A 10,645-nucleotide genomic window follows, 5' to 3' on the forward strand; every position below is an offset into this window, starting at 1 on the left:
CAGGTCGACCGCCGCCCCCGACACCCCGGTCCGGTCGGCCTGGCCGGTCGCCCCGGCGTGGCCGGTGCCGCCGCGTACCGAGCCCGGCCCGGCCGTCGAGGTGAACCAGGGCAGGGCCGAGGAGGCGCCCGACCCGGCGCCCCGGCCCCGGCACCTCGGCCCGATGCCCGATTTCAGTCGCGCGGCGAGCTGGGAAGCCCTGGCCACCGCGCGCCGGGCCGGACCCCAGCCGGCGTCCACCGCCGACGGTGCCGCCGAGGACGCGGGCACACCGGCCGTCGACGGGCCGGACACGGACCCGTCGCGCGGCGCCGGGTCCGGAGGCGAGGCGGAGCAGTCCGCCGGACGGGCCCGCGGCCGGCTGGGACTGTTCCGGCGCAACCGGCCCCGGGCCGGCGAGGACGGCACCGGCACCCCGGCGGAGCCGGAGCCGCTGCCAGCGCAGGACGAGGAGTACGTGGACTGGGTCGCCGGGCTGGGTCGGAAGGTGCCGGACAACGAGCCGGACCGGAAGGCCGGCCGCCGCTCGATGCGATCCACCGGCCGCCACCACCGCGACTGACCAACGCACCGCCCGGCAAGGAGTGGCTGTTCCGACGTGGAGCAGCCACTCCTTGCCAGCGAGCACAGGTGCGCGGTGCGGTCAGGCCAGGGGGAGGTACAGCCGGCCACCCGTGGCGACGAACTCCTCCGACTTGTCCCTCATGCCACGGGCCGCGTAGTCCTTCAGCTCCTGGGTGATCTTCATGGAGCAGAACTTCGGGCCGCACATCGAGCAGAAGTGGGCGGTCTTCGCCGGCTCGGCGGGCAGCGTCGCGTCGTGGTACGACCGCGCGGTCTCCGGATCCAGCGAGAGGTTGAACTGGTCCTCCCAGCGGAACTCGAACCGGGCCTTGGAGAGCGCGTCGTCCCACGCCTGCGCGCCGGGGTGCCCCTTGGCCAGGTCGGCCGCGTGCGCCGCGATCTTGTACGCGATCACGCCAGCCTTCACGTCGTCCCGGTCCGGCAGGCCCAGGTGCTCCTTCGGAGTGACGTAGCAGAGCATCGCGGTGCCGAACATGCCGATCATCGCCGCCCCGATCGCCGAGGTGATGTGGTCGTACGCGGGCGCGATGTCGGTGGTCAACGGACCGAGGGTGTAGAACGGCGCCTCGTGGCACCACTCCTGCTGGAGGTCCACGTTCTCCTTGATCTTGTGCATCGGCACGTGCCCCGGGCCCTCGATCATCACCTGCACGTCGTGCGACCAGGCCACGCTGGTCAGCTCGCCGAGGGTACGCAGCTCGGCGAACTGCGCCTCGTCGTTGGCGTCGGCGATCGACCCGGGCCGTAGCCCGTCGCCGAGGGAGAAGGTCACGTCGTACCGGGCCAGGATCTCGCAGAGCTCGGCGAAGTGGGTGTAGAGGAAGTTCTCCTCGTGGTGGGCCAGGCACCAGGCGGCCATGATGGAGCCGCCCCGGGAGACGATCCCGGTGACCCGGTTGACGGCCAGCGGCACGTACGGCAGCAGTACCCCGGCGTGCACGGTCATGTAGTCCACGCCCTGCTCGGCCTGCTCGACGACGGTGTCCCGGAACACCTCCCAGCTCAGCTTCACCGGGTCGCCGCCGACCTTCTCCAACGCCTGGTAAATCGGCACGGTGCCGATCGGCACCGGCGAGTTCCGCACGATCGCCTCGCGGGTCTCGTGGATCCGCTTGCCGGTCGACAGGTCCATCACCGTGTCCGCGCCCCACCGGGTGGCCCAGGTCAGCTTCTCCACCTCCTCGGCGATCGAGGAGGTCACCGCCGAGGTGCCGATGTTCGCGTTCACCTTCACCAGGAACGCCTTGCCGATGATCGCCGGCTCGCACTCCGGGTGGTTCACGTTGAGCGGCAGCACCGCCCGCCCGGCCGCGATCTCGTCCCGGACGAACTCCGGCGCGACTCCCTCCCGGATCGCCACGAACTCCATCTCCGGCGTGACCACGCCCGCGCGGGCGTACGCGAGCTGGGTGGGGCGCCGGCCGTCCGCGCCGGCGAGCGGGGTGCCCGCGCCCCGGACCGGTGCGACGTCCCCCCGCTCGGCGATCCACGGCCCGCGCAGCGGCGGCAGCCCGACCTGCGGGTCCGAGCCGGGCCCGGAAGTGTCGTAGAGCCGGACCGCCGGGTTGTCCCCGGTCAGCTCCACCTCGGCGAACGGCACCTGGATGTCCGGCCGCGAACCCTCGACGTAGACCTTGCGACGTGCCTGCATGACAGCCTCCCTGGTGATCAAGCGGACCAGCCGAAGTGGTCCAGCGGGCCGCGTCCCGCGCCCAACTCCCAGCCCCGCGCGCCGGACAGCGCGCGGGTGACGTACTCCTTCGCGGCGGCCACCGCGACCGACACCGGGTCGCCCAGCGCCAGCCGGACGGCGACCGCCGCGGAGAACGAGCAGCCGGTGCCGTGGTGGTGCCGGGTGGCCACCCGGGGCGCGCGGAGCAGGGTGGTGACGCCCCCGCCGCGCAGCACGTCGACCGCCTCGCCGTCGGCGTCCACGTCACCGCCGGTAACCACCACGTGTTCCGGCCCGCCCGCCGCCAGCGCCTCCGCGGCGGCCACCATCTCCTCGACCGTGGTCACCGGACGTCCGGTGATGGCCGCGGCCTCCGCGCAGTTCGGCGTCGCCACCCGGGCGTACGGCAGCAGCCGCTCGACCGCCGCGACCACGCCGAGCCGGTGTCCGCTCGTGGCGACCAGCACCGGGTCGACGACGAGGTGCGGCAGCCGGCCGTCCCTGGCCGCGTCGGCGACGGCGTCGGCAACCGCCGGGGTGCCGAGCATCCCGGTCTTGACCGCCCGGACGGTGAAGTCCGCCAGCACGCTGTCGAGCTGCTCGGTGACCGTGCGCGGCGGCAGAGGCAGCACCGCGTCCACTCCCCGGGTGTTCTGCGCGGTGACCGCGGTGAGGACGCTGGTCCCGTACGCGCCGAGGGCGGCGAAGACCTTGAGGTCGGCCTGGATGCCGGCGCCCCCGCCGGAGTCGGAACCGGCGATGGTGAGGACGGTCGTCGGGGTCACCGTCCCGCTCCCGTGGTCACTGTTGCGGCGCGCGGCCGACCGGGCCGGTTCGCCGGTGTGCGGCTTGCGGGCTGCGGTCGGTCGTGCCGGCTCCACGCCACGTCCGGGGACTCCGCCGGAGCCTGCCGGCACGCCGCCTCGACCGCGGCGGTCAGCGTGGCGGCCACCCGGGTCGGGTCCTCGGCTCGCATGACGGCGCCGAGCACCGCCACGCCGGCGGCGCCCGCCGCGACGCACGCGCGCACCTGCTCCGGCGTCTCCACTCCCCCGAGCGCGAGGATCGGCACGGGGCTCTGCCGGATCAGCATGCTCAGCCCGGCGGGGTGCAGGGGCGGGCCGTAGCCGGGCTTCGTCCTGGTGGGGAAGACGGGTGAAAGGATGGCGTAGTCCTCTGTGGTCAGCCGTGCCAGCTCCGCCCCGTCGTGGCAGGAGCGGCCGACCAGGCCGAGCCTCGGCGGCGGGTAGGGGCCGGCGGAGGGCAGGTGGACGGCGTCGCCGTCGAGGGGGTCGGGGCCGGCGACGATCAGGGTGCCGCCGACCGCGGTGAGGATCGCCCGCAGGTCGACGGCGAGGGCTGCGCGCTCGGCACGGGGCAGGTCCTTCTCCCGCAGCACCACCCAGCGCACGCCCCCCGCGACGGCTCCGGCCACGACCTGGGCCAGTGGCCGCCGCGCCTGCCACCGGTCGGTCAGCAGCACGAGGCCGGGCGCTCTGTTCGAGATCCTGGTCGGGAAGGGCTTTGGGAGGGGCCCTGTCGTTCCGGGATCCGGCGCAGACCTGGGGGTGGGACGCACCGGCGGCGTCACAGGTCCGGCCTTCCGTCGTCGGGAGTGGAGGCGAGGGCGTGGAAGCGACGGGCGATCCGGCCCGCCCCGGCGGCCAGCCGTCCGGCCTCGACCGCGTACCGCATCGCTGTGGCCATCGCCACCGGATCGGCGGCCCGGGTGACCGCGCTGGCCAGCAGCACGGCGTCGCAGCCGAGCTCCATGGCCAGCGCCGCGTCGGAGGCGGTGCCGATGCCGGCGTCCAGGATCACCGGCACGTCGACGCTCTGCCGGATCAGCCGGATGTGGTGCGGGTTGGACACCCCCAGCCCGGAGCCGATCGGCGCGCCGGCGGGCATCACCGCCGCGCAGCCCACGTCGGCCAACCGCCGGGCCAGAACCGGATCGTCGCTGGTGTACGGCAGCACGGTGAACCCGTCCGCGACCAGCGTCTCCGCGGCGCGGAGCAGCTCCACCCCGTCGGGCAGCAGCGTCCGCTCGTCGCCGATCACCTCCAGCTTCACCCAGTCGGTGTCGAAGGCGTCCCGGGCCAGGTGGGCGACCTTGACCGCCTCGCCGGCCGTGTGGCAGCCGGCGGTGTTCGGCAGCAGCCGCACCCCGCACCGGTCGAGCAGCTCCAGCAGCCCGCCGGACCCGCCGGGGGTGGTGTCCACCCGGCGCAGGGCCAGGGTGACCAGCTCGGTGCCGGAGGCCCGGATCGCCCGCTCCAGCACGTGCAGGTTGGCCGCGCCGCCGGTGCCGAGGATCAGCCGGGAGCCGAACGTCTGCCCACCCAGCGCGAAGCTCACCACCCTCACCCGCCCTGGGCGGCGCTGAGCACCTCGACCCGGTCGCCGTCGCTCAGCACGGTCATCGGCCAGCCGGCCCGCGGCACCACCTCGCCGTTGACCGCGACCGCCACCCCGCGCTGTTGCGGGGTGACCTCCCGCACCAGGTCGGCCACCGTGGCGCCGCCGGGCACGGTCCGCCCGGCGCCGTTCACCGTCAGTTCCACGAGTCGTCCTCCGTCGTCTGCTGGGGCCCGGCGGGGCCGGGCGGGCGGGTGTCCGGGCGCGGCCCGAACCGGCCGGGGGTGAAGGGGGCGAGCAGCGGATCCGCCACCCCGGTGGTGATCAGGTCGGCGATCAGGTCGGCGGTGACCGGGGTGAGCACGATGCCGTGCCGGTGGTGCCCGGTCGCGGCGAGCACGCCGGGCCGGCCGGGCAGCGGGCCGAGGATCGGGGCGTTGTCCGGCGTACCGGGGCGCAACCCGGCGACCGTCTCGGTGATGTCGTACTCGGACAGCTCCGGCAGCAGGTCGACGGCGGCGCGCAGCAGGCGCAGCACCGCCCCGGCGCGGACCCCGGTGTCGGCCCGCTCCTCGACCGTCGCCCCGACCACCACCTCGCCGCTCGTCCGTGGCACGAGGTAGACGGGCTCGCCGTCGGCGTACCCCCGGATGACGTGCCGGAAGCCCGGCGCGCCGCCGTCGGGCGCGCGGAGCCGGAGCACCTGCCCCTTCACCGGCCGGACCGGCAGCCCGGTCAGCGCGGCGGCGCCGCATCCCGCCGCCACCACGGTGACCGCGGCGTCCACGTCGGACAGTTGTCGCACCACGCCGGGCCGCACGGTGGCGCCGGACCGTTCGGCGGCGGTGCGCAGCGCCGGCACGAGCCGGCGCGGGTCGACCTGGTGGTCGGTGGCGGCGAACGCGCCGCCGCGCACCCGGGGCGCCAGCGCCGGCTCGCGGTCACGCAGCTCGGTGGGGCGCAGCGGCGTGACCGGCAGGCCGAGTCCTCGCTGGTACGCCCAGAGCCGGCGCGCCTCGGCCAGGTCGTCGGCGGTGAGCCCGACCACAAGGGTCCCGTCGGTGCGGTAGCCGATGTCGGCGCCGGACGCCTCGGTCAGCTCGGCGGCGAACGCCGGCCAGCGGGCGGCGGAGTCGGTGAGCAGCCCGGTCAGCTCGTGTTCACCGAAGTACGCCTCGGCGACCGGCGCTAGCATTCCGGCGGCGACGTGGGACGCGCCGGAGCCGGGAGCGGGGTCGTGCAGGACCACCCGCAGCCCACGCGCGGCGCACCGCCAGGCGATCGCCAGCCCGACCGGGCCCGCCCCGACCACGGCGACGTCCGGTCGGCTCAGCACCCCAGGGCTCCCAACAGCTCCGCCGTGGCCCGGGCCGGGTCGGCCGCCCCGGAGACCGCTCCGATCACCGCCACCCCGTACGCCCCGGCGGCCCGCAGGGCGGGCACGGTCGCGGCGGTCACCCCGCCGATCGCGATCACCGGCACGTCGACGGCCTCGACGACGGCGCGCACCCCGGCCGGGCCGATCGGCGCGGGCAGCCCGCTCTTGGTGCTGGTGGCGTGGCAGGGGCCCACCCCCAGGTAGCTCGCCCCGGCGGCGACCGCCTCGACGGCGCCGTCCGGTTCCCGGGCGGTGGCGCCGAGCACGGCGGTGGAGCCGAGCACCCGGCGGGCCGCCCCGACCGGCAGGTCGTCCGCGCCGACGTGCCCGCCGGCGGCGCCCACCGCCAGCGCCACGTGCAGCCGGTCGTTGACCAGGCAGGTGGCGCCGTACCGGGCGCAGAGTGCGACCGTCCGGCGGGCCAGGTCGTACGCCTCGCGGTCGGTGGCGTCGTCGGTGACCCGCACCTGCACGACCAGCTCGGCGCGGGCCACCGGGAGGGCGGCCCGCAGCACGGCGAGCGGATTCCGCCCGGGTCGGGTGTCGGTGATCAGATGCAGTCGCCCGAGGGACGGCACGGCAACGCTCCTCCCTGCGCCGGCATTACCCGGATCAGGTTCGACGGTCGGGGGCTCCAGCCCCCCTCTCAGCCCGGTACACCGGGCTCCCGTGGGTCACTTGCGGCTTACCGTACGCCACATCAGCCGGCCTGCCAAGGCGGGCCACCCGGCTGCCCGGCCGCGACCGCCGGGGCGGCCGGCGAGGCGGCCGGCGGCAGGTGGGCCACGGACGGAACCGGCGCGCCCGGCCGCGCCCACTTCGTACTGTCTTGATCGGAATGTCGTCCGCCGTTGCGAAACCGTTACCAGCCGGCGTCTTGCCCGCCACGTATCCAGCCGAACTGAGTACAGCTGGGCCTGGTACGGCGAGCTGGTCGGTGCGTACTTCGCCAGGTGATCGCCGGCGGGCTCGCCGGGCCGGCCCTGACGCTCCTGTCCGCGGCCCCGGCAGCGGCGCACACCGGACAGCTGAGGCTGACGGGTCGGGCCGGCGGTCCGCGCCGGCCCGAGCACCCGCAGTGGGATCAGAGGACGGCCCGCAGCGCCGTCAGGTCCTCCTCGGTGGGCTGCCAGGTGCCCGCGGCGGCGTTCGCCTTCACCTGCTCGGGTGTGGTGGCCCCAGCGATCACCGATGCCACCGCCGGCTGGGCGGCCAGCCCACCGATGGCCACCTGGAGCATCGACAGCCCCCGCTCGGCGGCGTACCCGTCGAGTGCCTCGATGGTGTCCCAGTCGGCGGCGGCGAGCCGCTGCGCGTACCGGCCGCCGCCGGCGAGGCGGCTGCCGGCCGGCGGGGCCTCGTCGCGCTTGTACTTGCCGGTGAGCAGGCCGTTGGCGAGCGGGAAGAACGGCAGCATGCCGAGACCGAACCGCTCGCAGGCGGGGATGACCTCGGCCTCGGCGGAACGCTCCAGCAGGTTGTAGTGGTTCTGCGCGCTGATGAACCGGGTCCGGCCGCCGGACGAGGCGACCCAGTCGGCGTCCGCGATCTGCCAGCCGGCGAAGTTGGAATTGCCGAGATACCGCACCTTGCCGGCGCGGACCAGGTCGTCCAGCGCGGCCAGCGTCTCGTCGATCGGGGTGCCCGGGTCGGGCTCGTGCATCTGGTACAGGTCGATGTGGTCGGTGCCGAGCCGCCGCAGCGACGCCTCGACCGCGCGGGCGATGTAGCGCCGCCCGCCCCGGGCGCCGAAGTCCGGTCCGTTGCGGCCGTGCATGTCCATGCCGAACTTGGTGGCCACCACCACGTCGTCGCGGCGCCCCTTGAGCGCCTGGCCCAGCAGCTCCTCGGAGCTGCCCTGCGGTTCGCCGTAGATGTCGGCGGTGTCGAAGAAGTTGATCCCGACGTCCAGCGCGGCGTCGACCACCGCCCGGGTGCCGTCGATGTCGAGCTTGCGGCCGAAGTTGTTGCAGCCGATGCCGACCACGGACACCACGAGCCCGGAGTCGCCCAGCCGGCGGTAGGTCATCTCAGTCACGAGATCAACCCTATGCCCGTCGGCCGCCGCCTCGCCCCGGGATGCCCCTCAGCCGACGTCCCAGACCGGTTCGGTGGTCTCCACCACCTCGCTGTCGCCGCGGAACAGCACGAACCGGTCGAAGGACCGGGTGAACCAGCGGTCGTGCGTCACCGCCACCACGGTCCCCTCGAACGCGGCCAGCCCCGCCTCCAGCGCCTCGGCGGAGGCCAGGTCGAGGTTGTCGGTGGGCTCGTCGAGCAGCAGCAGCGTCGCCCCGGAGAGTTCCAGCAGCAGGACGAGGAAGCGCGCCTGCTGCCCACCGGAGAGGGTGCCGAAGCGCTGGTCGCCCTGGCCGGCCAGCTCGTACCGGCTGAGCGCGGCCATCGCCGCGTGCCGGTCCATGCCGGCCCGGTGCTCATCGCCCCGCCAGAGGATCTCCACCAGCGTCTTCGCGATCAGTTCCGGCCGGTCGTGAGTCTGCGAGAAGTGGCCGGGGCGTACCCGCGCGCCGAGCCGGGCGATGCCGTCGTGCGCCACCGGCGCGAGCGCCGCCGCGCCGTCGACGGGGCCGTTCGCCGGGTCGGGGTCGGTGCCGCCCCGGGCCAGCAGCCGCAGGAAGTGCGACTTCCCGGTGCCGTTGGCGCCCAGCACCGCGACCCGGTCGCCGTACCAGATCTCCAGGTCGAAGGGGTAGGTCAGGCCGTCGAGTTCGAGCTGCTCGCAGATCACCGCGCGCTTGCCGGTCCGCCCGCCCGTCAGCCGCATCCGGATGTCCTGGTCCTTCGGCGGTACGGGCGGCGGCCCGGCCTCCTCGAACTTGCGCAGCCGGGTCTGCGCGGCCTGGTACCGCGAGGCCATTCCGTCGTTGTACGCGGCCTTCTGCTTGTACATCAGCATCAGTTCGCGCAGCTTCTGGTGCTCCTCGTCCCAGCGTCGGCGCAGCTCGTCCAGGCGGGCGTGCCGGGCTACCCGCGCGGCGTGCCAGCTGGCGAAGCCGCCGGCGTGCACCCAGGCGCTGCCGCCCTCCACGGCGACCACCCGGTCGGCGGTGTGCGCCAGCAGTTCCCGGTCGTGCGAGACGTAGAGCACCGACTTGCCCGACTCGCGCAGCCGGGCCTCCAGCCAGCGTTTGCCCGGTACGTCGAGGAAGTTGTCCGGCTCGTCGAGGAGCAGCACCTCGTCCGGGCCGCGGAGCAGCAGTTCGAGGGCGAACCGCTTCTGCTGGCCGCCGGAGAGGGTCCGCACCGGGCGCTCCCGGGCGCTGTCCCAGGGCAGGTCCAGCACGATGGTGGCGACGGTGTCGAAGAGCACCTCGGCGTCGTACCCGCCGACCTCGCCCCAGGCCGCCAGCGCGTCCGCGTACGCCAGTTGGGCCTTGCCGGCGGCGGTGCTGTACTTGCCGCGCACCTCGGCCGCCCGCAACGCCGCCTCGGTCGAGGCCAGCCGGCGGCCGGCTTCGCGAAGTGCCGGCGGGGCGAGCGACAGCGCCAGGTCGGCCAGTGTGGACTCGTCGCCGATCATGCCGATGAACTGGCGCATCACGCCGAGCCCGCCGGCCCGCGCGACGGCTCCGGCGCGTACCGGCAGGTCCCCGGCGACCATCCGCAGCAGCGTGGTCTTGCCGGCGCCGTTGGGCCCGACCAGGGCGACCTTGGCCCCCTCGCCGACCCGGAACGACACGTCGGTGAAGAGTTCCCGGCCGTCGGGCAGCATGTGCCCGACCGCGGCCACGTCCACGTATCCCACGCCGGCATAGTGCCCGAGCACCGGCCGGGCGGCCCAACCATTTACCGGGTGACGCGCAGCACCCGGAAGCCCTTCTGGCTGGCGTGCCGCTCGACCTGCCAGCCCTGCTCGACCAGCCAGCGGTGCAGCGAGTCACCGCCGAGGTGCCGGGCGACCACGAGCCAGGCGACCCCGCCCGGGGCGAGCCGGGGCAGCCAGCGCAGCAGCATCCGGTGCAGGTCGTCCTTGCCGACCCGGATCGGGGGGTTGGACCAGAGCTCGGCGAAGGTCAGGTCGGCCGGCACGGCGTCCGGTGCCGCCACCCGGACCCGCTCGGCGGCGCCGACCCGCGCCGCGTTCGCCGCGGTCAGCTCCCGGGCCCGCTCGTTGACGTCGACCGCCCAGACGGTCGCCGCCGGAGCGGTGGTGGCGAGCACGCAGGTGATCGGCCCGAAGCCGCAACCCAGGTCGAGCAGGGCTCCGGTGGTGCCGGGCGAGGGTAGTTCGGCCTTGCGCAGCAGCACCGCCGTGCCGGGGTCGAGGCGGTCGGCTGAGAAGACGCCGCCGGAGGAGGCCAGCGTGTAGTCGCGTCCGGCGACGGAGAACTCGACCTCGCGCGGGTGGGCGGCGGTCGTGGGCTCAGCGGTGAAGTAGTGGTCGCCGGTCACGCCGGTCATTCTCGCACCGGGGCGCCGGGCACCAGCCGCCGCCCGGCGCGGGCCGGTGCACACGACACGACACGGCTTGGGGCACAATTTTCCACTATTACCACCTAAAGGGACAATGTCTCCTACTCTGGGCGACATGGTGTATCGGTACGAGTCCGATGAGGACGCATTCGTGGAGCACCCGGAGCCCGGGTCCGACCTGTCGGGACCCGGCGCCGGTCCGCCTCCCCCGGCCGGGC

At 74.8% G+C, this 10,645-nt stretch carries 10 protein-coding genes, 1 pseudogene and 1 riboswitch; of the genes and pseudogenes, 1 reads left to right on the forward strand and 10 read right to left on the reverse strand.

Features of this window, described 5'->3' with window-relative positions:
• Positions 1-562, forward strand: a pseudogene (locus tag C1I99_RS32885) (hypothetical protein); the annotation flags it as partial.
• Between the two features lie 81 nt (positions 563-643).
• Here C1I99_RS32885 and thiC read toward each other — a convergent pair.
• From thiC to C1I99_RS23670, 10 genes are all read right to left on the reverse strand, one after another.
• Positions 644-2,236 carry a phosphomethylpyrimidine synthase ThiC gene (thiC, locus tag C1I99_RS23625; RefSeq protein ID WP_111136403.1) on the reverse strand — a complete coding sequence of 531 codons (1,593 nt, stop codon included), beginning with the start codon at positions 2,234-2,236 and terminating at the stop codon, positions 644-646.
• Between the two features lie 17 nt (positions 2,237-2,253).
• Positions 2,254-3,042, reverse strand: coding sequence for a bifunctional hydroxymethylpyrimidine kinase/phosphomethylpyrimidine kinase (gene thiD / locus C1I99_RS23630; protein WP_111136409.1), 789 nt, complete (start codon positions 3,040-3,042; stop codon positions 2,254-2,256).
• Positions 3,039-3,764, reverse strand: a complete 726-nt coding sequence (locus C1I99_RS23635) for a thiamine phosphate synthase (protein WP_111136410.1) — start codon at positions 3,762-3,764, stop codon at positions 3,039-3,041. The genes thiD and C1I99_RS23635 overlap by 4 nt, the downstream gene beginning before the upstream one ends.
• Before the next feature lie 80 nt (positions 3,765-3,844).
• Complete coding sequence (locus tag C1I99_RS23640) at positions 3,845-4,615, reverse strand: thiazole synthase (RefSeq protein WP_438941440.1); 771 nt, start codon at positions 4,613-4,615, stop codon at positions 3,845-3,847.
• A gap of 5 nt (positions 4,616-4,620) precedes the next feature.
• Positions 4,621-4,821 carry a sulfur carrier protein ThiS gene (gene thiS, locus C1I99_RS23645; protein WP_111136405.1) on the reverse strand — a complete coding sequence of 67 codons (201 nt, stop codon included), beginning with the start codon at positions 4,819-4,821 and terminating at the stop codon, positions 4,621-4,623.
• Complete coding sequence (gene thiO, locus C1I99_RS23650) at positions 4,812-5,951, reverse strand: glycine oxidase ThiO (RefSeq protein ID WP_111136406.1); 1,140 nt, start codon at positions 5,949-5,951, stop codon at positions 4,812-4,814. Before thiO ends, thiS begins: the two co-directional genes overlap by 10 nt.
• A complete protein-coding gene (thiE, locus tag C1I99_RS23655; RefSeq protein ID WP_111136411.1) occupies positions 5,945-6,571 on the reverse strand; it encodes a thiamine phosphate synthase in 627 nt (208 codons plus the stop codon). Before thiE ends, thiO begins: the two co-directional genes overlap by 7 nt.
• A riboswitch (TPP riboswitch) is annotated at positions 6,566-6,674 on the reverse strand. It overlaps the preceding gene by 6 nt.
• A gap of 403 nt (positions 6,675-7,077) precedes the next feature.
• A complete protein-coding gene (locus C1I99_RS23660; RefSeq protein WP_111136407.1) occupies positions 7,078-8,022 on the reverse strand; it encodes an aldo/keto reductase in 945 nt (314 codons plus the stop codon).
• A 57-nt stretch (positions 8,023-8,079) separates the two neighbouring features.
• Positions 8,080-9,759 carry an ATP-binding cassette domain-containing protein gene (locus C1I99_RS23665; RefSeq protein WP_111136408.1) on the reverse strand — a complete coding sequence of 560 codons (1,680 nt, stop codon included), beginning with the start codon at positions 9,757-9,759 and terminating at the stop codon, positions 8,080-8,082.
• A gap of 41 nt (positions 9,760-9,800) precedes the next feature.
• The gene (locus C1I99_RS23670; protein ID WP_111136412.1) at positions 9,801-10,406 is read right to left on the reverse strand and encodes a class I SAM-dependent methyltransferase; all 606 of its coding nucleotides are present in this window, start codon (positions 10,404-10,406) and stop codon (positions 9,801-9,803) included.
• Positions 10,407-10,645: the final 239 nt, after the last annotated feature.

It is taken from the genome of Micromonospora deserti, assembly GCF_003236335.1.
Taxonomy (GTDB): domain Bacteria; phylum Actinomycetota; class Actinomycetes; order Mycobacteriales; family Micromonosporaceae; genus Micromonospora; species Micromonospora deserti.

Coding starts and splice junctions, on each gene's coding strand:
- thiC (WP_111136403.1), bottom strand. CDS start 2,236: ATGCAGGCACGTCGCAAGGTCTACGTCGAGGGTTCGCGGCCGGACATC.
- C1I99_RS23660 (WP_111136407.1), bottom strand. CDS start 8,022: ATGACCTACCGCCGGCTGGGCGACTCCGGGCTCGTGGTGTCCGTGGTC.